The sequence below is a fragment of the Tsuneonella sp. CC-YZS046 genome (assembly GCF_035581365.1).
GTDB lineage: Bacteria > Pseudomonadota > Alphaproteobacteria > Sphingomonadales > Sphingomonadaceae > JAWKXU01.
The window spans coordinates 3,071,695-3,097,930 of record NZ_CP141590.1 but is presented as its reverse complement, the minus strand read 5'-3'; the positions used below and the strand labels follow the sequence as shown (position 1 = coordinate 3,097,930).

The following is a 26,236-nucleotide window of genomic DNA, read 5'->3' as shown; positions in this document are numbered from 1 at the left end:
AAGACCCGAAAAAGACGGATCAGGCGCGATCGCGATCGATCACCGCGACAGCAGGTTGCGCGCCTGCCCGGCGATCTGGGCCAGCATGGATGGCAATGCAGGCGCGGCGCGCTGCGCCCGGGCCATCATCGCCCGGAACTGCTCTATCGAGGAATCGCGCGCTTCAACCCATTTGTCCAACGCGCCGATCGGGTCGGCGCTGGCCGCCTTGCCCCGCAGCAGCCGGCCGAGAAACTCGATCCGCATCTGCTGGAAATCCCGGGCCAGCCCGGCGACCAGCAGCCGCTCCCACGGATCGGAGGGATTCATGATCGCCGCGCTGCCCTGCGCCCAGTCGAGGCCGAGCCTTTCGCCCAGCGCCGTGAACACCGCCGTGAGACGAACAGGGGCAATGCCGCAATCCTGCGCCAGCCCGGCAAGCCCGACCGCGCCATCCAGATCGAACAGGCACGTGACCATGGCGGCTTCCCGTTCCGGCACACCGGCCAGCTTCAGCTCCGCCATCAATCCGCCGGATCGCTTGCGGGCGTCGGCGCCAAGCAGATCGCCCGCCTGCGCCTTGAGCGCCTTCACGCCGGCCGCGAGCCGCGCTTCCAGCACCGAGGGGGCCTGCGCGCCCGCACCCGCGCGCAACAGGTCGGCCACCTGGCTGCGGGTGGCGAGCGCCAGCCGGTCCATCGCAAGCAGGCGCGCATCTTCAGGCATCGGGGCTTCATCCAGCCGCGCCCATATCTCGGGCAGGGCGAACAGGCGGACGGCGGCGAAGAAGGCGGCGGCGACATGGGCCAGGCTCGCGCCCTCCTCCTCCGCCAGCTCGAAAGGATGCACCGCCCCCAGCCGGTTCACCACCATATTGGCCAGCTTCGTCGCGATGATTTCGCGCCGCAGCCGATGCTCCAGCAAGAACTTGCGGAAGCCGGTGCGCATCGCGGGCGGGAATGCGGCCAGCAGGATTTCCTCCAGCCCCGGATCGCCCGGAACCTCGCTCTGTTCGAGCGACGCCTGGATCGCCAGCTTCGCGCTGGAGAGCAGGACGGCCAGCTCGGGCCGGGTCAGGCCCTGCCCATCCGCCGCGCGCCGGGCCAGCACCTCATTGTCGGCCAGGCCTTCCCCCTGCCGGTCGAGCGCATCGCGTTCCTCCAGCATTTCGATCAGCCGCACCTGCACCGCGCTGGCCTCGGCCCCGCCACGTTCCGCCACCGACAAGGCCAGGGTCTGCAGGCGATTGTCCTCCAGCACCAGCCCGGCCACATCGCCGGTCATCTCCACCAGCAAGGCCTTGCGCCGGTTTTCGGACAGCTTGCCCGCCCGCCGGGCGGCGGCGAGGGCGATCTTGATGTTCACTTCATTGTCGGAGCAATCGACGCCCGCCGAATTGTCGATGAAATCGGTGTTGATCCGGCCGCCGCGCCCTTCGCTGCCGATCTGCGCGAATTCGATCCGGCCTGCCTGGGTCGCGCCCAGATTGGCGCCTTCGCCGATCACCCGCGCGCGAATATCCCGGCCATCCACGCGCAGCGCGTCATTGGCCGGATCGCCCACCGCCGCATTGCTTTCACCGGAAGACTTCACATAGGTGCCGATCCCGCCGAACCACAGCAGGTCCACCGGGGCCTTGAGCAGGATCGCGACCAGCGCATCCGGCTCCAGCTCCTTCGCATCCGTGCCCAGCACGCGCCGCGCCTCGCTGCTGAGCGGTATGCGCTTTTCGCTCCGCGAAAATACGCTGCCGCCCTTGCCGATCAGCTTCGCATCGTAATCCGCCCAGCTCGAACGGGGCAGGGCGAACAGCCGCTTGCGCTCCTTCCAGCTGGCGGCCGGGTCCGGATCGGGGTCGATGAAGATGTGGCGATGATCGAAGGCGGCGACCAGCTTGATCGCCTTGGACAGCAGCATTCCGTTGCCGAAGACATCGCCCGACATGTCGCCGCAACCCACCACGCGGACCGGCTCCTTCTGCACGTCCACGCCCATTTCCTGGAAGTGCCGGATGACGGAAACCCACGCGCCGCGCGCGGTGATGCCCATCGCCTTGTGATCGTAGCCGTTGGACCCGCCGCTGGCGAAGGCATCGTCCAGCCAGAAATCATGCGCTTCGGCAATGGCGTTGGCCACGTCGGAAAAGCGGGCGGTGCCCTTGTCGGCCGCCACCACGAAATAGGGATCGTCGCCATCGCGCACGACCACGCGGGGCGGGTGAACGACTTTCCCGTCCACGATATTGTCGGTCAGCGAAAGCAGGCTGCGGATGAATATCTCGTAGCTGGCCTGGCCTTCGGCGGCCCAGCCGTCCCGGTCGCGGGCCGGGTCGGGCAATTGCTTGGGAAAGAAGCCGCCCTTGGCCCCGGCCGGCACGATCACGGCGTTCTTGACCCGCTGCGCCTTCATCAGGCCGAGGATCTCGGTGCGGTAATCGTCCCGCCGGTCCGACCAGCGGATGCCGCCGCGCGCAACCGGCCCGGCCCGCAGGTGGATGCCTTCCACCCGCCGCGAATGCACGAAGATCTCCCGCCACGGCACCGGCCGGGGCAGCTTCGGCACCAGCCCCGAGTCGAGTTTGAACGCCAGCGCTTCCTGAGCGGCCGGGGCGAAGGCATTGGTGCGCAGGATCGCGTCAACCGTGCTGTGATAAAGGCGCAGCAGGCGGTCGTCGTTGATGGCGCTCACCTTCGCCAGCGCTTCGCGGATCTGGCCTTCGGCCCTTGCCTCCGCCCGCTCGCGCTCGCCCGCGAAATCGGGATCGTGGCGGGCCACGAACAGATCGATCAACCCGCGCGCCACCGCTGGGGCCGCGCCGAGAGCCTGAACCGCGGTCAGAACCGCGAAACTGGTGCCCGTCTGGCGCAGATAGCTGAAGATCGCCCGGAGCCAGTTCGTCTCGCGCGCGGAAAGATCGGCGTCGATGACCAGCCGGTTGAAGGGATCGTTGGCGGCGGCATCGTTCAGCACCGCCGCCAGCGCTTCCTCGATCTCGCCGGCGCGGGCCAGCAGCCGGCCCGCCTCGTGCCCTGCGGCCAGCGCCAGCGTGAAATCGTGGATCGTGCCGGTGCTGCCTTCCTCCAGCGGGGTCGGCACTTCGGCCAGCACGCGAAAGCCGAAATTCTCCAGCGCGGGCACGGCGTCCGACAGGGGAAGCCCGCCGTGCAGCTGATAGATCTTGAGCCGCAGTCTGTCCGCCGCATCGCCCGCGAGATGGTAGAGCCGCGCATCGCGGCTGCGCGCCGCTGCCTGCTCATGCGCCGCGATGTTGCGCAGCCGCCGGATATCGACCGCCGCCTCGGCCGGACCGTAAGCGGCGCGATAGGCGGCCGGGAAGGACGGCGCGAAGCGGGCCGCCAGCGCGGCGGCGCGGGACGCATCCTCCCCCTGCGCGGCCAGCTCGGCCTCCACCGCCTCGTTCCAGCCGCGCAGCATGATCTGCAGGCGGTCATCCAGCTCCGCCTCCCGGGGCGCCTGCCGGCTGTCGCTGATATCGATCACGAACCGCAAGGTGGCGAGCGCGCCTTCGTCCACCGTCAGGTTCCAGTCGAGCAACTCGCCGCCCGAAGCCTCGGTCAGCATGATCTGGATCTGGCGCTGCACGGTCGTGGAAACCATGTCGCGCGGCACCCACACGAAGGCGAAGAGATGCCGCCGCAAGGCGTCCTGCACCAGCGCCAGCTGCGAGCGCGGGCGATCCGTCAGGGCCATGGCGGTCATGGCGATCCGTTCCACATCCTCGGGAGCGAAGCCTGCAAGCAAATCGTGCGGCAGGGTGGTGAGCGCGTGGACCAGCGCCTTGCCGTCATGCCCGTTCGGGGCAAGCGCGTGCTTCTTCAACAGGGCGGCCAGCTGGCTGCGCAGGCCGGGAACGCGATCCGGCGGAGTCCCCAGCGCGGCGCTGGTCCAAACCCCGGCATGGATGGAAAGGGCCGCCACTTTCCCATCCTCCAGCATCGGCACGATGAAGATGTCGAACGGCACGCGGCGATGCACCTTGGCGATCTGATTCGCCTTGACGATCAGCAGCGCCTGCCGCGACCCGCTCTCCCTTTCGTCGAACCATGCGAAGGCCTGCTGATAGGTCGCGTCCGACAGCAGGTTGCGCGCGCTCTTCCGGCATACCCCCAGCCGCATGGCCCGGCTGCCGTCGCGCCGCAGCGTGACATGGCCAAGCTGGGTGAGCATCCCGCCATCGAGCCAGCGCAGCAGCGCGGCGCTTTCCGTATCGCCCAGCGCCTCCGCATCCCTGGCCATGGCCGCGCGCAGCCGGGGCCAGTCTTCCACCGCGGCATGCACATCGCCGAGCGTGCTGGAAATGGCGCTGGCCAGATCGCGGCGCTGGCGGGCATCGATCCGGGCGGTTTCGATATAGATCATCGATTCCAGCCGATCGCCCGGCTCCGGCTTGCTCGGAAGGTCCAGCAACCGGCCCCCGGCATCGCGGCGAACCGGGCAGACCGGATGCACCACCCGGTCGATAACCAGGCCCTGGGCGGCGATCGCCGCCGCGACCGAATCCACCAGGAACGGCATGTCGGGGTTGACGATCGCAATGCGGGTCAGGCGACGCCCGTTGGCCCCGGATTCGAGGCTGATCGCGGCTTCCCCCGGATCGCACTGCGCCGCCGCTTCCAGCACGAAGCGGGCGGCGGCATCCCGCTCTTCGGGCGGAAACGGCCCGTCCCCCGGCAGCAGGGAACCCGCCATCTCCCGCGCGAGTCGCGCTGCCATCTCCGCTTGATCCGTCGTCTTGCCGCGCCCGATTGTCCGTTCAGAAGCCATCCGTCCTCTTCCCTTCGATTTCCCGCACTCTGCCTTTGCAATGCGCCCAGGCCAACGCGGGAATCGCGGCCTGATGGCGGACGAACGTGACTAGCCGCGAAGTGCTTCCATAGTGAGACGGAGGGAATGGCGGCGCGCGGCAGGCTCGAACGTGGCGCCGGAAAGGATCAGCTCGTCGGCCCCGGTGCGTTCGATGAAGCGGCCCACCGCCTCGCGCACGGTTTCCGGGCTGCCGACCGCGCTGGCCTGCCCGACATGGGCCAGCAGGCCCTGGGCGGTGGGCGGCAGGCTGTCCCGGTAATCGGGGACAGGCGGCTGCACCCGGGGGGTCAGGCCCGAGCGGATGGCCACGAACATCTGCTCCTGCGAGGAGGCCAGCGTCCGGGCGTCCCGATCGGTTTCGGCGGTGAAGACATTCATGGCGACCATCACATGCGGCTTTTCCAGCGCAGGCGAAGGCTGGAATCTGGCGCGATAGAGCTTCAGCGCCTCGTCGAGATGGTCGGGCGCGAAATGGGAGGCGAAGGCATAGGGCAGGCCCATCGCCGCCGCCAGCTGCGCCCCGAACAGGCTCGAGCCGAGCACCCACAGCTCCACCTCGGCGCCCAGCCCCGGGGTGGGCTTGAGCGGCAGGGCCGGGTCCGCGCTGAAATAGGCGCGCAGCTCGGCCACGTCCTGCGGGAAGAATTCGGCGGCCCGGCCGATATCCTTGCGCAGGGCGTTCATCAGCCGCCCGTCCGCGCCCGGCGCGCGGCCCAGGCCAAGATCGACGCGGCCCGGGAACAGCGCATCCAGCGTGCCGAACTGCTCCGCGATCACGAAGGGGTTGTGATTGGGCAGCATGATCCCGCCCGCGCCGATGCGGATGGTGGAGGTGGCATGGCCCACATGGGCCAGCACCACGGCGGTCGCGCCGCCGGAAATGCCGTCCATGCCGTGATGCTCGGCAATCCAGAACCGGGCGTATCCCGCTTCCTCCGCCGCTCGGGCCAGCAAGGCGGTGGCCGCCATCGCCTCGCGCACCCCGCTGCCTTCGCTCACCGGCGCCAGATCGAGGACGGACAGCGGGATCATGGCGTTCCCAGCTGCGCGAGATAGCCGCGCGCGGTGCGGGCGCTGTTGCTGGAAGGATCGGCGTCCACCACCGATTGCCAGCTCTTGCGGGCCGCGTCCTCCCGCCCGGCAAGCGCGGCGATCAGCCCCGCCTCCAGCCCGATCTCGGGGTCGATCGGGCGCAGGTCGGCCGCCTGCTCGATATAGCGCTGGGCATCCGCCAGATTCCCCTGGCGGCGGGCGAGCGCGGCGGAAAGGAGCCAGGCGTCGGAGCTTTGCGCGGCGTCGCGCCGGGCATTGGCCAGCGCCTCCTCCGCTTCCTTCAGGCGGTCGAGCGGCACCAGCGCGCGGGCGCGATCCACCTCCACCTCGCCCAGCAGGGCGGCGTCGCCCGCCCGGCCCGCATCGCCTTGCGCCAGCGCAAGCGCTTCGAGAGCATCCTCGTTGCGGCCATCCGCCAGCGCGGCGTTGCCCGCCATCGCGGCAAGGCGCGCGCGGCGCGCGGCCTGCGCCGCCGGAACGGCTTCGCGGGCATCGAGAAAGGATCGTTCCGCCAGCACCCAATCCCCCTGCCGGGAATAGACCGCGCCCAGGCATTGGCGCGGCATCGCCTGCTCGGCCCCCTTCGCTTCGGACAGCCAGCGGTCCGCCGTATCCAGCGCAGCACCGGCAGGGCCGCGCGCTTCGGCCAGGCAGGCGGCGAGCCGCGTCTCGGCGGTGGGCGGCGGCGGAGGTTCAGCGGAAGCCGGAGCGGCGGCCTGGGCGAGAAGTGCGGGGAGAAGTGCGGAGAGCATGGTGATCCTTCAGCCCAGCATGGCGACCGTGCCCAGAAGCAGGGCAATATCCTGATCGCGCGACAGGCGATGATCGCCATCCTTGATGAGAAGCACCTGCACATCGGCTGAACGCAGCCGCGCCGCGAGCCGCAGCGAAACATCCCAGGGCACGTCGGAATCGGCCTGCCCGTGCATCAGCCGGACCGGGCAGGTCAGGGGAATGTCGGCCTGCAGCACCCGGTTCGCCTCTCCATCCGCCCATAATCCGGGATAGGTCGGCGTCGGCGCGGGGCCGTAGGGATTGTCCTGATAGATCGCGCGACCGGCGGCCAGCTCCGCCTTTTCCGCCGCGTCATAGCCCCAGTCGGTGAAGTCCGGCGCGGGCGCGATGCCGACCAGCCCGGCCAGATTTTGGCCCAGGGCCAGTCCCGCCAGCAGCATCAGCCAGCCGCCCATGGAGGAGCCGATCAGGACGATTCGCTCCCCCGGCAGCAAGGCGTCGGCCAGTTCCAGCACCTCGCCGCGCCAGCGGCTGAGCGTGCCGTCGGCGAAATCGCCGGAGCTTTCCCCGCAGCCCGAATAATCCAGCAGCAGGCAGGTCCGCCCGTTCGCCACGGCCCAGTCGAACACGGCGGTCGCCTTGCCCCCCGCCATGTCGGACATGTAGCCGGGCAGGAACAGCAGGGCCGGCCCCGCCCCCCGGCTGAGGCGGTAGGCGATACGGCGCCCGTCGGGGAGATCGTGAAATCGCGTTTCGGTCATGGCGGGATAGATGGCCGCAATCGGCCGCCAAGCCAAGCCCGGTGACAGAACCGTCCGGGGCTGCTAGGGGCCGCGCATGACGCAGCGCCGTGCCACCACTACGACGACTACCGCCACTACCACCCCGGCTCGCCGGGGGCGGATGGCCGCGGCCTGATACGCGGTCCTCGCCGCCCGGCTTCGGGCGGCCTGGCGTCGGCTTCCCGAAACGGTGAATATGGATTGACGCCGGGCCTTTCGGCGCGTCGGCATTTCTGCCATGGCGCGCAGACTGCAGGAAAGACGGTTCGATGAGCGAAGTTTTGAAGATCAGCCTCCCCGATGGTTCGGTGCGCGACATGCCCGCCGGTTCGTCCCCCGCCGATGTGGCGGCGGCGATCGGCCCGGGCCTGGCCAAGGCGGCGCTGGCCGCGCGTGTGAACGGCGAGGTGCGCGATCTCACCCGGCCGTTCGAGGGGGATGCGCAACTCGCGCTCATCACCAGCCGGGACGAGGCGGATGCGCTGGAGCTGGTGCGGCACGATTACGCGCATGTGCTGGCGGAAGCGGTGCAATCGCTGTTCCCCGGCACGCAGATCACTTTCGGCCCGGCCACCGACGACGGCTTCTATTACGATTTCGCGCCGCCAAAAATCGATGGCAGGGACCGGCCCTTCACCGATGACGACCTGCCCGCGATCGAGGCAGAGATGCGCCGCATCATCGCCGCCGACAAGCCGCTGCGGCGCGAGGAATGGACGCGCGACCGGCTGATCGGCTGGTTCCGCGAGCAGGGCGAGAGCTTCAAGGCGGAGTGGGCGGCGGAACTGCCGGAAGGCGAGGCGCTGACGGTGTATCATTCCGGCGAGGACTGGCTCGACCTGTGCCGGGGGCCGCATCTGCCCTCCACCGGCAAGCTCGACCCGGCGGCGTTCAAGCTCACCCGCGTGTCGGGCGCCTATTGGCGCGGCGACCAGAAGAACGCGATGCTCAGCCGCATCTACGGCACCGGCTGGCTCAACAAAAAGCAGCTCGACGCGCATCTGACCCGGCTTGAAGAGGCGGCGAAGCGCGACCACCGCAAGCTGGGGCAGGAGATGGACCTGTTCCACCTGCAGCAGGAAGCGCATGGCAGCGTGTTCTGGCACCCCAAGGGCTACCTGATCTGGCGCGAGCTGGAAGCCTATATGCGCCGCGCGATCGACGGCGCGGGCTATCGCGAGGTCAAGACCCCGCAGGTGATGGACGCGCGCCAGTGGGAGCAGTCCGGCCACTGGGGCAAATATCGCGAGAACATGTTCGTCATCCCCGACGAGGTGCCGAATGTGGAGGACGAAGGCCCGATCGTCTCGCAGGATGCGGACTGGATGGCGCTCAAGCCGATGAACTGCCCGGCCCATGTGCTGATCTTCCGCCAGGGCATCAAGAGCTATCGCGACCTGCCCCTGCGCATCTACGAGAACGGCTGCTGCCACCGCAACGAGCCGCATGGCGCGCTGCACGGGCTGATGCGGGTGCGCCAGTTCACGCAGGACGACGCGCATATCTTCTGCCGCGAGGACCAGATCGTCGACGAGGTGCGCGCCTTCTGCGAGCTGGCGGACCGGGTCTACAAGCACTTCGGCTTCAGCTACTCCATCAAGCTGGCGCTGCGCCCGGAGAACCGCTTCGGCACCGAGGAAATGTGGGACCAGGCCGAGACGGAACTGCGCAACGCGGTGATCGCGGCGGGCCTCGCCACCGAGGAATACGGCTGGGAGGAACTGCCCGGCGAAGGCGCGTTCTATGCCCCCAAGCTGGAATGGCACCTGACTGACGCCATCGGCCGCACCTGGCAGGTCGGCACCATCCAGTCCGACCGGGTGCTGCCGGACCGGCTCGATGCAGGATATATCGCCGAGGATGGCGAGCGCCATCGCCCGATCATGCTCCACCGCGCGATCTTCGGCAGCTACGAGCGCTTCATCGGCATCCTGATCGAGCACTTCGCGGGCAGGCTGCCGCTCTGGCTCGCGCCGGTGCAAGCGGTGGTGGCGACCATCGTGTCCGATGCCGATGGCTATGCGCTGGACGTAGAGCGCAAGCTGCGCGCGGCGGGACTCCGCGCCGAAAGCGACCTGCGCAACGAGAAGATCAACTACAAGGTGCGCGAGCATTCGGTGGCGAAGGTCCCGCATCTGCTGGTGGTCGGCAAGCGCGAAGCGGAGGAAGGCACCGTCGCCATCCGCACCCTGGGCGAGCAGCAGCAGAAGGTGATGAGCCTCGAGGAGGCCATCGCCATGCTGAAGGCCGAGGCGACTCCGCCCGATCTGCGCTGAGATGATCCAGCGCGAGTTCATCGGCGCGGCGCAAGTGCCCGGCGGGGAGGAACTGCGCCTCTATCGCCACGACCGCGATTTCATGATCGTGCTGGATCGCAACGAACTGATGAGCACGCGCCGCAGCGGCTCGGAAGAAGCGCTGGCGACCATGGCGTGGGAACGGATCTGCGGCACCGGCAAGCCGCACATCCTGATCGGCGGCTATGGCATGGGCTTCACCTTGCGCGCCGCTCTGAAGGTGCTGCCCGCCGATGGCCTGGTCACAGTGGTGGAACTGGTGCCGGAAATCCTCGAATGGGCGCGCGGACCCATGGCCGAAGTGACCGCTGACTGCCTTGACGATCCGCGCGTGCGCGTGGTCCGCGCCGATGTCGCGCAATATATCGCGGGCGCCGAGGGCGAATATGACGCAATCCTGCTCGATGTCGACAATGGACCGGACGGCCTCGTCCGCGCGGAAAACGACGTGCTGTATTCGGGTGACGGCCTGCGCGAGGCGAAACGCGCCCTCGCTCCGAAAGGTATCCTAGCGATCTGGTCCGCCGAACCCGACCCGGCTTTCACCCGCCGCCTTCAGAAGGGGGGCTTCTCGGTGGACGAAGTCCGCGTCAGCGCGCGCAGCAACGGCAAGGGCGCCAAGCATACGATCTGGTTCGCCCGGCGCGGATGAACGACAGATGGCGGAAAACCCTTTGTCGGCGGCGGGGTCGATCCCGCGATTGCCTTCGCCACCTTCCTGGCGCTCACCGCCATCTCGCTGACGATCGACCGGCGCGGGCCATGCTGGGAAGATTTGCCGCCAGAGCGGGTGTGTGAAACGCGAAGGCGCGCGGTTTACGGAAGCGGAAGCGCCTTGCCGGCGAGGATCAGCGCGAGCGCGCAGCCGCACACGATCAGCGAGCGCAGGATCGCCAGCGGCGATTGCGATTGCACGGCATGGGCAAGAGCGGTGACTCGATCCATCCGGCCATGATGCGCCCTGGCCGGTTACCGAAAGGTAAAAATACGGTGCGCCTTCGACCGGCGGCCGGATGCGGCGCAGAGGTTCACAACAGCATATAGGCGCCGAAGATCAGGCCCCCCACCACGATTGCCGCGAGCGCTGCCAGCACCACGAGCGTCCAGGGATCAAGCCGGACGGGCCGGTATTCGGAGGGCGCGCCTTCTTCGGCTTGCGTGTGGGGCCAGTCCGCCTCGGGTGCTTCCATCTCGCGACGGAGATCGAGCGGCGGCGACGCCAGCGCCGGGCCGCTGATCTCGCCCGCCAGCACCAGCTTTTCAAAGGCGATCGCGGTCTTCAGCGCCTTGAGATGCTCGCTGATCGATTGCCAGTCGGCATCGTCCAGTTCCTGCGGGATGGAAAGATCGGCCACGAAACTCTCCAGCTCGGCATCGATGTCGAGCAGGCAATCCATCGCCACCCTGGCCTGGTGCTTGTCCGATCTGGTGAGGGCGAGCTGCAGCCGCGTCAGCGCCATCGTGCTGGCGCGGGTGAGCTGCAGGCTTTTCCTGAAAGCGACGGACGACACGCTCGGGCCGTTCGGCAGGGGCCGGATATGCGGTTGCGAAGCGGCGTTCTGATGGATGTTGGCCTGCATGGGGATCGCGGTGCTCCTGCTCGTTCAGGACACTGCGTTAACCGGATTGGGAATCTGGGGAATGCCCAATCGGCCTGACTGTGGGGGGAACGGGGTGAAGCGGTCAAACCCGGCCGCCATCGCGCCGCCCGCGAAGCCGGTCAGCTCCGCGCCGAGGGCATCTGCTGGCTGGAGCAATGGAAGCCGCCGCCACCCGCCAGCACCGCATCCCCGGGCAGGCCGATGGTGTCGCGGTCCGGGAACAGCGCGGCCACCGCCGCCACCCCATCCGCGTCATGCGGGGAACCGAAGGTCGGCACGACCACCAGACGGGAGGCGATGGTGAAGTTCATATAGCTGGCGGGTTCCACATGATCCCCGGTCACGATCCGGCCGGGCGAAGGCACGTCGCGGATCGCCACGCCGAAATCGGCGGCGCGCGCCCGCGCATCGGCATAGATCGCGGCGTTGGGGTCGTCCGGCCCGGTCGCCAGCGGCAGGGCGAGCGCGCCCGGCGCCACGAAGCGGGCCAGATTGTCGACATGGCCGTCGGTGTGGTCGTTGATAAGCCCGTCGCCCAGCCACAGCATCCGGTCGAACCCCAGGTCGCGGGCCAGCCGCGCCTCGATTTCTTCACGGGCAAGCTGCGGGTTGCGGTTGGGGTTGAGCAGGCATTGCCGGGTGGTGACGGCCAGCCCGGTGCCATCGCCGTCCACCGCGCCGCCTTCCAGCACCCAGTCGCAATGCTCCACCGCCAGGCCGGCATCGGCGGCCAGCTCCGCGCCGATGGTCTGGTCCCCGTCCATCAGATATTTCCCGCCCCAGCCGTTGAAGCCGAAGCGCCGGGCGACGCGCTTGCCCGCGCCGTCCGCCACCACCAGCGGGCCGGTGTCGCGCAGCCAGACGTCGCCATAGGCGCGGCGCTCGAGGATCACCTTCGCGCTGGCCAGTTCCCGCGCGCGCGCCTCGTTCCGCTCGTCGCGCACCAGCAGGCGGACTTCCTGCCCGCTTTCCGCCACCGCGCTGGCGAAACCGGCGATCTGCCGCTGCGCGCGTTCCAGCACGCCGGGCCATTCCTCGGCATCATGGGGGAAGCCGATCCACAGCCAGTCCTGTGGCGCCCATTCGGGTGGCATTCGCAATGTCATGGATTCCTCGCCTTCAGCAGCCGCCGCCCGGGCTCGCGCAGCTTTCATCGCGGATATGGCGGAATTCGTCGCCTTCGCGCCAGTTGGGCCAATCTGTGGTTTCAGCCAGCATCCGGCCGACCCGGTAATAGAGCTGGAGATCCCGCATCACCCCGCTCCAGTCCCAGCCGGGATCATATTCGTCGTCCGGCCCGTGATAGCGATGCTGCGTGTAATCCGCGGCCCAGGCCCTGCCCGCCTTGCGCCCGCCCTTCACCAGATCCTCCCCGCCATCCACATAGAGCATCGGCACGCCACGCTTGGCGAAGCTGAAATGATCGGAGCGGTAATAGAAGCCCTTTTCCGGGGTCGGGTCGGGCGTGGCATAGCGCCCCGTCTCGCGTAGCGCCTTGGCGAGATAGGCGTCGAGGCCCGACTTGCCGCCGCCGACCACGGTGACGTCGCGCGCCGGGCCGGCCAACGAGAGGGCGTCGATATTGACCCCGCCCACCGTGCGGTCGAGCGGATAGACCGGATGGGCGGCATAATAGTCCGAACCGATCAGGCCGGATTCCTCCGCCGTCACCGCCAGGAACACCTGGCTGCGCGCGGCGGCGCCCGCGGCGCGATTCGCTTCGGCGAGCGCGACCAGCGTGGCGGTGCCGGTGGCGTTGTCGATCGCCCCGTTGCAGATGTCGTCCCCCGCCTCGTTGGCGGTGCAGCGGCCGAGATGATCCCAATGCGCGGTGTAGAGCACATATTCGTCCGGCCGCTCCCGCCCCGGCAGGATGCCCACCACATTCTTCGAGGTCAGCTGCCGGAAGCTGTTGTCGAAGCCGGTCGAAACCGTGATTCCGAGCGGGACCGGCCTGAAATCGGGGCTTTTCGCGGCGGCCGAAAGCCGGGCCAGATCCTGCCCGGCGGCAGCCAGGATCTGCTCGGCGACCGGCTTCTGCACCCAGCCGTTCATCAGGGTCGGCGGCGGGCCGTCCACCTTTCCACCGGCATAGGCCTGCGGGCCGGACCAGCTCGATTCCACCACGTTCCAGCCATAGGCGGCGGGGAAGGTATCGTGCACGATCAGCGCGGCCGCCGCGCCCTGCCGGGCCGCTTCCTCGAACTTGTAGGTCCAGCGCCCGTAATAGGTCATCGCCCGGCCGTTGAAGGTGCCCTTCAGGCCCTTCGCGTCATAGTCCGGATCGTTGACGAGAATGACGGCGGTCTTCCCCCTCATGTCGATGCCGGCATAATCGTTCCAGCCGCGTTCCGGCGCGACGATGCCGTAGCCCACGAAGACCAGCTCGCTCGCTTTCAGGTCGATCCGGGGTTCCGTTCGATATGTCACGCCCACCCAGTCGCTGCCATAGTCGAAGCGCCGGGTTTCATCGCCCTTGCGCAGGATCAGCGGGCCGTATTCCTTGCCGGTGATCTCCACCAGCGGAACGTCCTGAAACCAGCTTCCCTCGTTGCCGGGCTGCAATCCCGCAGCCGTGAAGCGCTCGACCAGATAGGCCAGCGTCTTTTCCTCGCCCGGCGTTCCCGGTGCGCGGCCTTCGAACTCGTCGGCAGAAAGAGTGCGGGTGACGTCCCGCATGGTCTGTTCGGCAATCTCGCCGGGCGGCACGTCGGGAATGGCGGCCGCGCCCGTCTTCGGCCCGGCCCCGCCCGCGCCGGCACAGGATGCCAGACCGATCAGGGCGGCTGCGGCGGCAAGGAAACGGATCATCGAAAAGCGCTCCAGAAGGATCGGCGAAGCTGTCGGTCGAACCCGTTAACTGGCAGAGCGCCGCATGATCGGCAAGCGGCGCTTGCCACTGCGCGGCCTGTCGGGCAATCGGGCGGATATGAGCGCGGATTGGACAGATGGCATCGCCCGGGCGCAGGCTCACGCGCCGTTCCTGAGGGAAGGGCTGCAGCGGCAGCCGGAACTGGCCGAACTGCTGGCAGGGGGCCGGGTGGACGCGGCGCTGGCCTGGGCGGCTGCCGCCGGCGACGGCGCGGACCGGGTGGAAGCCGCCCTGCGGCGGGAGCGGCTGGCGCTGGCAGTGACGCTGGCGCTGGGCGATCTGGCGGGCGCCTTCCCGCTCGACATGGTGATGACGCGGCTGAGCGACTTCGCCGACCGCGCGCTGGATGCGGCGATCGCGGCGGCGATCCGCGAGCGCGCTCCGGACGAGGAACCGGCGGGTTTCTTCGCGCTGGCGCTGGGCAAGCACGGCGCGCGCGAACTCAATTACAGCTCCGACATCGACCCGATCCTGCTCTACGATCCGGACCTCCTGCCCCGGCGGGAGCGGGACGATCCGGGCGAGGCGGCGCAGCGCGTGGCCCGCCGGGTGGTCGAAATGCTGAGCAGGCAGGATGCGGAAGGATATGTCTTCCGGGTCGACCTGCGCCTGCGCCCGGCTTCGGAAGTATCGCCGCTCGCGGTGTCGCTGGACGCGGCTCTCAGCCATTATGAATCCAGCGCGCTGGCGTGGGAACGGGCGGCCTTCATCCGGGCCAGATCGGCCGCTGGCGATGTGGCGGCGGGCGAAGCCTTTCTCGCCGCGATCCGGCCCTTCATCTGGCGGCGCAGCCTCGATTTCGGCGCGATCGTCGAGATCGGCCGGCTGACCCAGCGGATTCGCAGCCATTACGACGGCCCGAAATCTCCCGGCCCCGGCTTCGACCTCAAGCGGGGGCGGGGCGGGATTCGCGAGGTCGAATTCTTCGCCCAGACCCACCAGCTGATCCATGGCGGGCGCAACCCGGCGCTGCGCCGGCGGGGCACCCGGCACGCGCTCGATGCGCTGGCCGAAGCCGGACTGATTCCACGGGACGATGCCCTGCTGCTGGGCCAATGCTACGACCGCCTGCGGGTGGTGGAGCACCGGCTGCAGATGGTGGACGACCGGCAGACCCACAGCCTGCCGCTGGACCCGGCCGCGCTCGACAATGTGGCCCGGCTCGACGGGCTGGCCGATGGGTCCGCGCTGCTGGCGGAACTGAACGAGGTGACCGAAACGGTCGGCTCCCGCTTCGACGCCTTGTTGGAGCAGATGGGCGAGGGGGCGGGCAGCGACGGCCCCCAGGCAGGGGCGGTCGCCTTGCCGGCCAGGCTGGCGGAGCTGGGCTTCGGCGACGCGGAAGCGATGGCCGCCCGCATCGCAAGCTGGTCCGACGGCGGGGTCCGCGCCTTGCGCAGCGATGCCGCCCGCTCCGCTTTCGAGGCGGTGGCCCCGGATCTGTTCAAGGCGCTGGCCGCCGCGCCGGACCCGGATGGCGCATTCCTGCGCTGGGAAGCCTTATTGGTTAGTTTGCCAAGCGCAGTTAACCTGTTTCGGCTGCTTCAGGCCCGGCCCGGCCTGCTCGAGCAGCTTGCCCATATCCTCAGCCTCGCGCCGCCGCTGGCGGCGGACCTCGCCCGCCGCGCGGACCTGCTGGATGCGCTGATCGACGCCAGCGCGCTCGACCTGCCGGGCAGCGTGCCGGAACTGGCCGAGCGCATGGGGCGATGCGAAACCGGCGATTGCTATGAAACCGTGCTGGACCAGATCCGGCGTGTGGTGGGGGAATTGCGCTTCGCCCTGGGCGTGCAGCTGATCGAAGCGGCGCACGATCCGCTGGACATCGCGCGGGCGCTGGCGCGCACGGCGGAGGCCGCGCTGACGGTCGCGGCCGACGCGACGAAGGCCGAATTCGCCGCCGCTCATGGCCATATGCCGGGGGCGGAACTGGTGGTGCTGGGCCTGGGCCGCTTCGGCGGCGGGGCGCTGACCCACGCATCCGACCTCGACATCATCTATCTCTTTTCCGGCGAGCCGGAGGGGGAATCCGATGGACGGCGGCCTCTCGGCGTCACGCATTATTTCAACCGCCTCGCCCAGCGCGTCACCGGGGCGTTGAGCGTGGCGACGGCCGAAGGCGCGCTTTACCAGATCGATACGCGGCTGCGCCCGCAAGGCGCGCAGGGGCCGCTGGCGGTGAGCATCGAAAGTTTCGCGCGCTACCAGCGCGAGGATGCGTGGACCTGGGAGCATATGGCGCTGGCGCGCGCCCGGCCGCTCTACGGCCCCGAAGCGGCGCGCAAGGAACTGGCCGGAATCATCGCCGGAGTGCTGGCGACGCCCCGCGACCCGGCGAAGCTGAAACGGGACGCGCTCAAGATGCGGGCCGACATGGCCGCCCACAAGCCGCCGCGCGGCCTGCTCGATGCGAAGCTGGCCCGGGGCGGGCTGGTCGATCTCGAATTCATCGTCCATTATCTGCAATTGCGCGAAGGTGCGGCCTTCGACCCGGAACTGGGCAAGGCGGTGCGGCTGCTGATCGCGCGGGGCTTGCTGCCCGCCGAACTGGCCGAAGCGCATGATCTGATGACTCGCCTGCTGGTGGCCTCGCGCCTGCTGGCGCCCGACACGGAAATGCCGGCCCCCGCCGCCGCCGCGGTGCTGGCGCGGGCCTGCGGCTGCGGCGATGTGGCGAGGCTGCTGGTGGACTTCGCGAATGCCCGCCGCGCGGTGGCCGCGGCCTGGCAGGACAATTTTGGAACAAGGCTGGAGATCGACGATGAGTAATCCCCCCGATGTGGGCGACGGCATTCCCGATATCGCGCTGGAAACGCCCGATGGCGGCACGGTGCGCGCGTCGGATTTCAAAGGGCGCAAGCTGGTGCTGTTCTTCTATCCCAAGGACGACACGCCCGGCTGCACCACCGAGAATATCGACTTCGGCGCATTGGCGAAGGATTTCGAGAAGGCGGGCACGGCGCTGCTCGGGATCAGCAAGGACCCGCCGAAGAAGCACGTCAGGTTCATCGAGAAGCACGGCCTCGCCGCGCCGCTGGCGAGCGATGCCGAGGCGAACGGGCTTTCCGACGCGCTCGGCATCTGGACCGAGAAGCAGAACTACGGCCGAACCTACATGGGCATGGTGCGCACCACCTATCTGGTCGATCGGGACGGAAAGATCGCGCGGGTGTGGCGCAAGGTGAAGGTGAAGGGCCACGCCGCCGAAGTGCTCGAAGCCGCGCGCGCCCTGGCGTGACCGCCGGCCCCTCTGCCCGCTTCTCCGTCAGCGCGGCGATCCGCGCCGCATTGCTGGCGCGCGAGCCGCGCGCCAAGGTGATGGCGGCGCGCGCCGTGGTGCGGGACTGGCGCGGCGGACGGCTCGCGCCGGTGTTCGACACGCCCATGCCGGAACGGCCCGGCCGCCCGGAGCGCCCGGAATTGCTGCCACCCGGCCGGATGCCGAAGCGCGGGCGCGGCGGGTCCGAACGGGCCAGGGTCGCCCTGTGGCATGCGCTGGCGCATATCGAATTCGTGGCGATCGACCTTGCGCTCGACATGGCTGGCCGGTTCGGCGGCCAGATGGGCGAAGGTTTCGTTTCGGATTTCCTCTCGGTCGCGGCCGACGAAGCCATGCATTTCGCCTTGCTCGGCCGCAAGCTGCGCGGCCTGGGCAGTTTCTACGGCGCCTTGCCCGCGCATGACGGGCTGTGGGAAGCGGCGGAGAAGACCCGCCATGACGCCGCCGCCCGGCTGGCCATCGTGCCCATGGTGCTGGAAGCGCGCGGACTGGACGTCACCCCGGCCACGCTGCAAAGGGTCCGCGCGGCGGGCGATGAAAATGGCGCGCGCATCCTCGAGCGAATCCTTGACGATGAAATTCGCCACGTCCGCATCGGCACAAGTCATTTCGTCGCGCTTTGCGCAAGACGAGGCGAAACGCCCCAATCCACATGGAAAAAGCTGGTCGAAAGCCATTTTCGGGGGGCCTTGAAGCCGCCATTCAACGACTCAGCGCGTCTTGCAGCCGGTTTATCGCGAGACTTCTACGCAAGCATTGCCTGTTAGGATTCCGTCGGGATAAGCACAATGCATGAGATGACGGGGGGGTCCGTTCAGTCTCAGATTAAAGGATTTCAGGCCGGTGGCGGCAGAAGCGCGCAGCGTTTTTGCGGACCAGCCAAGGGATCGGTTCGGCGTTTTTTAGGGAGCGTCGAAAAGATTTAAGGACGAAAAAAGCGTGGTCGCATTCCAGTTTACCCGCCGGCTCAGGATGGCCCTTTCCGCAGTGACAGGCGCTTTCCTCCTGATGGGTGCCCATCCGGCTCTCGCCGACACGGCAACCCGTCAATCACCGCTCGGCGAAGGCGATGCGCAATTCCACGAATTGTTCGCCAGCTGGCAATCCCTCGACAGCCGCCCCGGCCAGAGCACCGACGCTTCGGCCAGCAAGGTTTCCATCCCCTCGCGGATGCCGGTCGAAGGCACTCGCCTCTCCAGCGATTACGGGATGCGGGTCCACCCCGTGCTTGGCGGTCGCCGCGCCCATAAGGGCGTGGATCTGGCTGGCCCGGTCGGAACCCCGGTCTATGCCACCGCCGATGGCGTCGTTTCGATGGCCCAGTGGTTCAGCAGCTACGGCAAATACGTCCAGATCGAACACGGCGCCTCGCTCCAGACGCGCTATGGCCACCTTTCCAGCTATGTCGTCGAACCGGGCGCCCGCGTGAAGAAAGGCCAGCTGATCGGCTATATCGGCTCCACCGGCCGCTCCACCGGCCCGCATCTGCATTATGAAGTCCGCGTCGCCGGCGATGCGGTCAATCCCATTCCCTACATGGTCGAAACCGACACGAAGCAGGCTCTCGCTCTGGCCCGTGGCGATGGCGGCCAGGGCGGCCCGGAATAATCCCAGGCCACGGGAAGTCCTGAAAAACGCCTGAGTGATGTCGCGGCAAGTGGAATCACTTGCCCCACCGGAAATCACGGAAAACAGGCAAATTCCCATTCAGCTAGAACCGGAATAAATCCGCAAAACGAGTCTGAAAAAGCCGCAGGCCGCAACGCTACTTTTCCGGCGTTCGGCGTCAACCGGATCACCCGGAAAAACCGCTGGCGGCGCCGGCGCTCCTGCCCATCACACAGGGTCAGCCGCGCAGCAGGCGCTCCGCGATCCGGCGGATTTCCGCCCCCATATCCTCCCGCTCCAGCGCCAGCGCCAGGGTCGCTTCGACGAATCCGGTCTTGCTGCCGCAATCGTAGCGCTTGCCGTGGAAGGTCACGGCGTGGAACGGCTGGGTTCCGATCATGCGGGCCATGGCGTCGGTCAGCTGGATCTCGCCGCCAGCGCCCTTTCCCTGCCCTTCCAGGGTGCGCATCACTTCCGGCTGCAGGATATAGCGGCCCGAGATGATCTTGTTGGAAGGAGCCTGGTCCACCGGCGGCTTTTCGACCAGCCCCCTGACCTCGGTAAGCACTCCCACCGACTCGCCCGGGTCGATGACGCCATAGGACGACACCTCCTCGCGCGGCACTTCCAGCACGCTGATCAGATTGCCGCCGACTTCCTCATAGGCTTCCACCATCTGCCTGATGCAGCCGGGCTGGCCGATCATCAGCTCGTCCGGCAGCAGGATGGCGAAGGGATCGTCACCCACGATCGCGCGGGCGCACCAGATCGCATGGCCGAGGCCGAGCGGAACCTGCTGGCGCACGGTAATCAGGTTGCCGGGCGTGAAGCGCGTCGCTTCCAGCACTGACAGGTCCTTGCCCCGTTCGGCCATGGTCGTCTCAAGCTCGAAAGCGATGTCGAAATTCTCGACGATCGCGGTCTTGCCCCGCCCGGTGACGAAGACCATCTGCTCGATCCCGGCCTCGCGGGCTTCATCCACCGCATACTGGATCAGGGGCCGGTCGATGATCGGCAGCAATTCCTTGGGGATTGCCTTGGTCGCCGGAAGGAAACGCGTGCCTAGCCCCGCAACGGGGAACACGGCGGTCTTGATGGGTTTGCGCTTGCTCATGCAGTGCAAGGGATAGGGAGTTGGGAGGCAGGACGTCAACCACCCTGCCTTGCTCCCGGCGTAATTCCCGCTAAACCGCCGCGATGGACAAGATCATCATCGAGGGCGGCAAGCGCCTTTCCGGCACCATTCCCGTCTCCGGGGCGAAAAACGCCGCGCTCACCCTGCTTCCCTGCGCGCTGCTCACCGATGAGCCGCTGACCCTGCGCAACCTGCCGCGGCTGGCCGATATCGACGGCTTCCAGCACCTGATGAACCAGTTCGGCGTTTCCACCACCATCGCCGGCAGCAGGCCGGAGGATTTCGGGCGGGTGATGACGCTGGCGGCGACCCGCATCACCAACAGCGTCGCGCCCTATGAGCTGGTGCGCAAGATGCGCGCCTCGATTCTGGTGCTCGGCCCGATGCTGGCGCGGATGGGCGAGGCGACTGTTTCCCTGCCCGGCGGCTGCGCCATCGGCAACCGCCCGATCGACCTCCATCTCAAGGCGCTCGAGGCGTTCGGCGCGCATATCGAGCTGGCGGCCGGCTATGTGAAGGCGATCGCGCCCGATGGCGGCCTGCCGGGCGGCCGCTACAGCTTCCCGGTGGTTTCGGTCGGCGCCACCGAGAACGCGCTGATGGCCGCCGTCACCGCGCGAGGGAAGAGCACCCTGCACAATGCCGCGCGGGAGCCGGAGATCGTCGATTTGTGCAATCTGCTGGCGGCCATGGGCGCCGAGATCGAGGGGATCGGCACGTCCGACCTGACGATCCATGGGGTGCCGCGCCTGCATGGCGCGACCTATCGCGTGATGTCCGACCGGATCGAGGCCGGCAGCTATGCCTGCGCCGCGGCGATCACGGGCGGCGACGTATTCCTCAAGCACGCGGTGATCGAGGAAATGGAAGCGACGGTGCAGGCGCTGCGGGATGCAGGCGTTCATGTGGAGCCTCGTCCGGACGGAGTCCAGGTCGCGGCGGATGGGCCATTGCGAGCAGTCACCCTGTCGACGGCGCCCTATCCCGGATTCGCCACCGACATGCAGGCCCAGCTGATGGCGCTGCTCTGCCGCGCGGAAGGGGCCAGCGTGCTGACCGAAACCATCTTCGAAAACCGCTACATGCACGTTCCCGAACTGAACCGCATGGGCGCGCATATCGAGACATCGGGCCGCACCGCCATAGTGCATGGCGTGCCCAGGCTCACCGGGGCGGAAGTGATGGCCACCGACCTGCGCGCGTCGATGAGCCTGGTCATCGCGGGGCTGGCGGCGGAAGGCGAGACTCAGGTCCACCGGCTCTACCATCTCGACCGCGGCTACGAACGCCTGGAGGAAAAGCTCGCCTTGCTCGGCGCTCAGATCGAACGGCTTGGCGGAGATTGAATTTGGCCCGGACCTTTCCCGGCCCCTGTGCGTTGGTGGCCGGAAAGGAGATGGTTCGATGAGTCTCTTGCAAATCGCGGCCGTGGGTGCCGCCGGTTATCTCGGCTATCGTTACTGGCAGAAGAACAAGTCCGGCGATCAGGGGCACGCCGCCTTCGCGGGCGGGCAGCCGCACGACAGGAATTTCGCGAAGGTGCGCGATGCCGGACCGAAGGCCATGCGGGACAAGCCGGCCGGCAAGTGGAGCAAAGTGGACGAGGCGAGCGACCAGAGCTTCCCCGCCAGCGACCCGCCCTCCACCTATTGATAACGGCGGATAGCTAAGCAGTATTCGGGCGGGGCGCGTTCCCCGCCCCTTTAGCCCTCCTGCGTTACGTCCGCCTGTTGCCCGCAATGGGCGAACAGCCAGATACGGATGGCTCCGGCCAGACCGGGTGGGGCCGGCGCCTCGAGCCGCTCCGCGTCGATCCTGGCGACAAGCGCGTTCACGGGCAGGCCTTCCCGCACTGCCGCCGCTTTCAACATATCCCAGAACAGCGGCTCCAGGCTGATCGAGGTCTTGTGCCCGGCGATCTCGACCGAACGCTTGACCGGCGGATGATAGGGAATCTCCACCGACCCGCGCTCAATACATGTGCTGGCCGCCGTTGATCGACAGGGTGGAGCCGGTGATGAAAGCGCCGTCCTCCGATGTCAGGAAGGCCACCCCGCGCGCGATCTCGTCGGCATGGCCCAGCCGGCCGACCGGAATCTTGGCGACGATCTTCTCGAGCACCGGCGGCGGAACGGCCGCGACCATGTCCGTGTCGATATAGCCGGGCGCGATGGCATTGACCGTCACCCCGAACTTCGCGCCTTCCTGGGCCAGCGCCTTGGTGAAGCCATGGATGCCGGATTTGGCGGCGGCATAGTTGACCTGGCCATATTGCCCGGCCTGCCCATTGATCGAGCCGATATTGACGATGCGGCCCCAGCCGCGCTCCCGCATCCCCGGAAAGCAGGCCTTGGCCATGTTGAAGCAGCCGCCGAGGTTGATCCGCATCACCTCGTTCCAGTCCTCCCAGCTCATCTTGTGCAGGACCGCATCGCGCGTGATCCCGGCATTGTTCACCACGATATCGATGGGGCCGACTTCCCGCTCCACTATGCCGCATCCGGCCAGCGCCGCCTCATGGTCTCCGACATCCCATTTGTAGGAAGGGATGCCGGTTCGTTCGGTGAATGCCTGGGCGGCGGCGTCGTTTCCGGCGTAATTGGCCAGGACCGTGCAACCCTGCTCCTTCAAGGCGAGGCTGATCGCCTCCCCGATACCGCGAGTGCCACCGGTTACGATTGCTACACGTGCCATACGACATCCTCCCCAGCTGAGAAATCACAGGCAAGGTAAGGAAAGCAAGGCAGCACGGCAAGCGCACAAACCGCGCAACATGGGTGCGGCAAACTATTTAATTCAACAGGAATTGTCAGAAGCGGAACTGGGTTCCGACATAAACGGCCTGGCTGTCGCGCGTGCCGTCGGTAAGCGGCATCAGGCGGTCGCGCTCCTGCGAATAGCGCAGGCCCGCGGTCACATCGAGATTGCGGGTGAGGCGATAGCTGCCCGCCACATCGACGCGCTGCGAATCGACCGCTTCCAGCGTGCGCGGCGCGCGCCCGGCATTGCCCTTCTCTTCCAGCGCGATGCGGGCGTTGAAGCGGCTCGGCTTGTCTTCCACCTCGTCCGTGCCGGGCTTGAAGCTGGAAAGATCGGGCATTTCGATCTTGCGGACATCGGTCGGCAAGGTGAGCGACTGGGCAAAGCTGCGATAGCCGCGCGCCATGCCCAGATCATAGCGCGTCGGCGCCATCAGCACCGTGCCCTGCCCCGGCTCGCCCTTGGCGGCGGCGATGGCGGCGCGCACGGAGATGGCGCGCGCGGTCTGATCGTCCACCCTGATCGCCACAGTCACCGAGCGATCGCTGCGGCTGTAGGCACCGGCCGGGGTGAAGCGCATCATCCGGCCCTTGTCGGAACCATGCGTCGCCACCAGCTTGGCCATGCGAAGATCGATGGAAGCAGGCGTGAAATAGGCGAAGCTGCCGCGAGCCGAAAGATTCACCGGCGTATCGTCGAAACCGCCCAGCGCAAGCCCCGCGCTGGGCACTGCGAGCAGCGCGACGGCAGCAACGACCGATGCCGAAAGCCGGCCCCGAACGATCCTTTTGCACTGCCGCAACATAAGCCCCTGAACGCCTCGCCTCATCCGGTCGCCATGCGCCATGCGCTTATCGACCATGTCCTTTCCGCACCTTCCGGCATATTGCCGGGCCGGCGCGAATTGCAGGCCGCATAGACAACCGTTTCCAATCGGTTGCACATGATATGCTGCTGTTCGGCAAATTTCCAGCCCGTATGGACGGAACAAAGCGAATCGGAACAATTGGGTAGGACCTGTTGCACCATGTCCACACTCGGCCTCCCCGCCCGCGCCGAATCGCCGCCGGCCCGAAGCCGCGTTCCGGCTCGTCGAGGCTTGTGCCCATGCGCCCTTGCCGCCGCCCGCAGTCCGTTTATAGAGAGCGGCGAGGCCTTGCGCGCTGGCGCGGCCCGGGTCACCGGCGCATCCCGCGCGGCGCGCCACGCAGTACAGGAAACTGACCTTTGAAGACAGGCAAAACACTTTCCCGCATATCGCCAGGCCGGGTCGCGGTCCGGACCGTCATGGCCGCCGCCGCGCTCGCCGCGCTGGGGGCTTGCGGCAAGAAGGAACGGCCCAAGGCCGACCTCGCGGCCGCCAAGATCAACACGATCGGCGTCAATTCCTATCTGTGGCGCGCCAGCCTGGAAACGCTGTCCTTCATGCCGCTGCTGCAGGCGGACAGCAATGGCGGGGTGATCGTGACGGACTGGTATGCGAATCCGCGCAATCCCGCCGAACGGGTGAAAGTCAGCGTGACCATCCTCGACCAGGATCTGCGCGCCGACGCCCTGCGGGTCATGGTGAGCCGCCAGGCCGCCGTCTCCTCCGGAAACTGGATCGAGGCGCCGGTGCAGGCCGCGACCGTGCAGAAGCTCGAGGATATCATCCTGACCAAGGCGCGCGACCTGCGCCGCAACGCCATTGCCGGCTGACACGCACAAGGCGGCGCGGCGCGCGGGAAGGCGCCGGCGCCTTTTCCGGGCCGTGCCGGCGCTGCTCGCCGCGGGCCTCCTGTCCGGATGCGGATTGCGGCCGATGTATGCGGGCGGCGGCAACGGCACGGTCGCGCAAGGCCTGGCCGCGGTCGAGGTCGCCCCGATCGAGGGGCGGGCAGGCTGGCTGGTGCGCAATGCGCTCCGGGACCGGCTGGAGGAAAGCGGGGCCGCATCTTCCAGCAAACGCTACCTGCTCCAGATCAAGCTCGACGATCGCCTCGAAGGGCTGGGCCTGCTCAGCGACGATACGATCGGCCGCGAACGCCGCACGCTCCGGGCGCGCTATCAGCTGGTCGACAACGCGACCGGCGATGTGGTGCTGGACGCCACGGCCGGCTCCGATGCCGGCATCGACGTGGTTTCGTCGGAATATGCCACCATCGCGGCGGAGCAGACCGCGCTGGAAAATCTCGCCCGCGACGTGGCCGACCGAATCGTGACCCGCCTCACGCTCCAGCTCCACCAAGGCTCGTGAAGGCCACCCAACGCGATTTTGCCGCCGTTGCTCCGAAGGCGGCGCTGCAATGCCGGCTGTTCTACTTCTGCGGCCAGGACGAAGCCGGCGCCTTCGCCGCCGCCGAGCGGATCACCCGCCAACTGGCGGATTCCGGCGAAAGGATCGAGCTTTCCGGCGCGGAACTGAAGCGCGATCCGGTCCGCCTCGACGATGAAGCGCGATCCACCTCGCTGTTCGGCGGCGCGCGGCATATTTTCGTGCGCGCCACCGGCGACGACGTCCACGACGCGGTTTCCAACCTGCTCGAAAGCGAGGTGCCGCCCTGCCCGGTGCTGATCGTGGCCGCCGCCGCGACCGACAAGTCGCGCACCGCGAAGCTGCTGGCCTCGCGGGACGACGCGCTCGTGGCCATGTTCTATCCGCCCGACCTGTCTTCCGTCACATCCGCCGTCCGGCAGATGGCGGATGCGGCCGGGCTGCAGATGGGCGGCGATCTCGCCGAGCGGATCGCCCGCGCCGCGAGCCTGGACGTCCGGCTCGCGCAATCGGAAGTCACCAAGCTGGCGATCTATCTCGATGCGACTCCGCAGGCGCCCCGCGCCGCCAGAGTGGAGGATCTCGATGCGATCGGCGCCAGCACGGAGGAAGATGGCTTCAGCCCGCTGGTCAATGCGGTCCTGTCCGGCGAGGTGGGCCGTCTTTCGGCGGAACTCAAGCGGATGCGGGATCTGTCGCTCAATCCCGTGGGCCTGCTGCTGGCGATGGAGCGGCGCGTGGCGCAGCTGGCGCAACTGTCCGCCAAGCTGGGGCCAAGGGGCGACGTGGCCGGGTTGCTGGAGGCGGAAACCAGGGCGCGGCGGGTGTTCTTCAAGGACAAGCGCGATCTCGCGACACAGCTGCGGCAATGGCAGGGGCGCAAGTTGGAACGGCTGGTGCAGCGCCTGGTCGCCCTGCATCAGGCGCTGGTATCCGGGAGCCATTCCGCGGAAGTGGTGCTGGCCCAGGGGTTGACCGACATCGCGCGCGCGGCCGCGCGGCGGCGCTGAGACGGGGACGCCCGCCCGGCTCCCCGGGCAATCTCCTCCATAA

The 26,236-nt window shown here is 68.0% G+C and carries 23 protein-coding genes; 11 read left to right on the top strand and 12 right to left on the bottom strand.

Going from position 1 to position 26,236, the window contains the following annotated elements; all coding sequences use genetic code 11:
- Positions 1–39: 39 nt before the first annotated feature.
- The 4 genes from U8326_RS15170 to U8326_RS15155 form a co-directional block, all read right to left on the bottom strand.
- Positions 40–4,713 carry an NAD-glutamate dehydrogenase domain-containing protein gene (locus U8326_RS15170; protein WP_324741286.1) on the bottom strand — a complete coding sequence of 1,558 codons (4,674 nt, stop codon included), beginning with the start codon at positions 4,711–4,713 and terminating at the stop codon, positions 40–42.
- 141 nt (positions 4,714–4,854) lie between these two features.
- A complete protein-coding gene (locus U8326_RS15165; RefSeq protein WP_324741284.1) occupies positions 4,855–5,838 on the bottom strand; it encodes an LLM class flavin-dependent oxidoreductase in 984 nt (327 codons plus the stop codon).
- Positions 5,835–6,611, bottom strand: a complete 777-nt coding sequence (locus U8326_RS15160) for a hypothetical protein (RefSeq protein WP_324741283.1) — start codon at positions 6,609–6,611, stop codon at positions 5,835–5,837. Before U8326_RS15160 ends, U8326_RS15165 begins: the two co-directional genes overlap by 4 nt.
- A gap of 9 nt (positions 6,612–6,620) precedes the next feature.
- Positions 6,621–7,355: an alpha/beta hydrolase gene (locus tag U8326_RS15155; protein WP_324741282.1), complete on the bottom strand. Its 735-nt coding sequence runs from the start codon at positions 7,353–7,355 to the stop codon at positions 6,621–6,623.
- Between the two features lie 290 nt (positions 7,356–7,645).
- Between U8326_RS15155 and thrS the strand changes: the two genes are divergently transcribed.
- Both thrS and U8326_RS15145 read left to right on the top strand, forming a co-directional pair.
- Complete coding sequence (gene thrS / locus U8326_RS15150) at positions 7,646–9,652, top strand: threonine--tRNA ligase (protein WP_324741280.1); 2,007 nt, start codon at positions 7,646–7,648, stop codon at positions 9,650–9,652.
- Between the two features lies 1 nt (position 9,653).
- Positions 9,654–10,325, top strand: a complete 672-nt coding sequence (locus U8326_RS15145) for a spermidine synthase (RefSeq protein WP_324741279.1) — start codon at positions 9,654–9,656, stop codon at positions 10,323–10,325.
- A 164-nt stretch (positions 10,326–10,489) separates the two neighbouring features.
- On the opposite strand, the gene U8326_RS15140 is transcribed toward U8326_RS15145, so the two are convergent.
- The 4 genes from U8326_RS15140 to U8326_RS15125 all read right to left on the bottom strand — a co-directional run bounded on the left by U8326_RS15140 (position 10,490) and on the right by U8326_RS15125 (position 14,085).
- Positions 10,490–10,618, bottom strand: coding sequence for a hypothetical protein (locus U8326_RS15140; protein WP_324741277.1), 129 nt, complete (start codon positions 10,616–10,618; stop codon positions 10,490–10,492).
- 83 nt (positions 10,619–10,701) lie between these two features.
- Positions 10,702–11,253, bottom strand: a complete 552-nt coding sequence (locus U8326_RS15135; protein ID WP_324741275.1) for a hypothetical protein — start codon at positions 11,251–11,253, stop codon at positions 10,702–10,704.
- Between the two features lie 140 nt (positions 11,254–11,393).
- Positions 11,394–12,380: an agmatine deiminase family protein gene (locus tag U8326_RS15130; protein WP_324741274.1), complete on the bottom strand. Its 987-nt coding sequence runs from the start codon at positions 12,378–12,380 to the stop codon at positions 11,394–11,396.
- 13 nt (positions 12,381–12,393) lie between these two features.
- A complete protein-coding gene (locus tag U8326_RS15125; RefSeq protein ID WP_324741273.1) occupies positions 12,394–14,085 on the bottom strand; it encodes a M28 family metallopeptidase in 1,692 nt (563 codons plus the stop codon).
- Positions 14,086–14,203: 118 nt separating this feature from the next.
- On the opposite strand from U8326_RS15125, the gene U8326_RS15120 reads away from it, so the two are divergent.
- The 4 genes from U8326_RS15120 (at position 14,204) to U8326_RS15105 (ending at position 19,034) form a co-directional block, all read left to right on the top strand.
- Complete coding sequence (locus U8326_RS15120) at positions 14,204–16,915, top strand: bifunctional [glutamine synthetase] adenylyltransferase/[glutamine synthetase]-adenylyl-L-tyrosine phosphorylase (RefSeq protein ID WP_324741272.1); 2,712 nt, start codon at positions 14,204–14,206, stop codon at positions 16,913–16,915.
- Positions 16,908–17,384 carry a peroxiredoxin gene (locus U8326_RS15115; protein WP_324741271.1) on the top strand — a complete coding sequence of 159 codons (477 nt, stop codon included), beginning with the start codon at positions 16,908–16,910 and terminating at the stop codon, positions 17,382–17,384. Before U8326_RS15120 ends, U8326_RS15115 begins: the two co-directional genes overlap by 8 nt.
- Positions 17,381–18,193 carry a ferritin-like domain-containing protein gene (locus U8326_RS15110; RefSeq protein ID WP_324741270.1) on the top strand — a complete coding sequence of 271 codons (813 nt, stop codon included), beginning with the start codon at positions 17,381–17,383 and terminating at the stop codon, positions 18,191–18,193. The genes U8326_RS15115 and U8326_RS15110 overlap by 4 nt, the downstream gene beginning before the upstream one ends.
- A 241-nt stretch (positions 18,194–18,434) precedes the next feature.
- Positions 18,435–19,034, top strand: coding sequence for a M23 family metallopeptidase (locus U8326_RS15105; RefSeq protein ID WP_324741269.1), 600 nt, complete (start codon positions 18,435–18,437; stop codon positions 19,032–19,034).
- Positions 19,035–19,272: 238 nt separating this feature from the next.
- On the opposite strand, the gene U8326_RS15100 is transcribed toward U8326_RS15105, so the two are convergent.
- Positions 19,273–20,148 (bottom strand): UTP--glucose-1-phosphate uridylyltransferase, encoded by an 876-nt coding sequence (locus tag U8326_RS15100; RefSeq protein WP_324741268.1) that lies wholly within the window; start codon positions 20,146–20,148, stop codon positions 19,273–19,275.
- A gap of 83 nt (positions 20,149–20,231) precedes the next feature.
- On the opposite strand from U8326_RS15100, the gene murA reads away from it, so the two are divergent.
- Positions 20,232–21,515: a UDP-N-acetylglucosamine 1-carboxyvinyltransferase gene (gene murA / locus U8326_RS15095; RefSeq protein WP_324741266.1), complete on the top strand. Its 1,284-nt coding sequence runs from the start codon at positions 20,232–20,234 to the stop codon at positions 21,513–21,515.
- A 58-nt stretch (positions 21,516–21,573) separates the two neighbouring features.
- The gene (locus U8326_RS15090; protein WP_324741264.1) at positions 21,574–21,822 is read left to right on the top strand and encodes a hypothetical protein; all 249 of its coding nucleotides are present in this window, start codon (positions 21,574–21,576) and stop codon (positions 21,820–21,822) included.
- Positions 21,823–21,872: 50 nt separating this feature from the next.
- Here the strand turns inward: U8326_RS15090 and U8326_RS15085 are convergent, their stop codons facing one another.
- From U8326_RS15085 to U8326_RS15075, 3 genes are all read right to left on the bottom strand, one after another.
- Positions 21,873–22,130, bottom strand: coding sequence for a ribbon-helix-helix domain-containing protein (locus U8326_RS15085; RefSeq protein ID WP_324741262.1), 258 nt, complete (start codon positions 22,128–22,130; stop codon positions 21,873–21,875).
- 10 nt (positions 22,131–22,140) lie between these two features.
- Complete coding sequence (gene phbB, locus U8326_RS15080) at positions 22,141–22,863, bottom strand: acetoacetyl-CoA reductase (protein WP_324741260.1); 723 nt, start codon at positions 22,861–22,863, stop codon at positions 22,141–22,143.
- Positions 22,864–22,978: 115 nt separating this feature from the next.
- Entirely contained in the window at positions 22,979–23,791 is an 813-nt protein-coding gene (locus U8326_RS15075) for a hypothetical protein (protein ID WP_324741259.1), read from the bottom strand.
- A 425-nt stretch (positions 23,792–24,216) separates the two neighbouring features.
- Between U8326_RS15075 and U8326_RS15070 the strand changes: the two genes are divergently transcribed.
- From U8326_RS15070 to holA, 3 genes are all read left to right on the top strand, one after another.
- A complete protein-coding gene (locus tag U8326_RS15070) occupies positions 24,217–24,627 on the top strand; it encodes a DUF3576 domain-containing protein (RefSeq protein WP_324743636.1) in 411 nt (136 codons plus the stop codon).
- Positions 24,628–24,730: 103 nt separating this feature from the next.
- Positions 24,731–25,165, top strand: a complete 435-nt coding sequence (gene lptE, locus U8326_RS15065; RefSeq protein WP_324743635.1) for an LPS assembly lipoprotein LptE — start codon at positions 24,731–24,733, stop codon at positions 25,163–25,165.
- On the top strand, positions 25,162–26,193 hold the full coding sequence (gene holA, locus U8326_RS15060; protein ID WP_324741258.1) for a DNA polymerase III subunit delta: 1,032 nt from the start codon (positions 25,162–25,164) through the stop codon (positions 26,191–26,193). The genes lptE and holA overlap by 4 nt, the downstream gene beginning before the upstream one ends.
- Positions 26,194–26,236 lie beyond the last annotated feature (43 nt).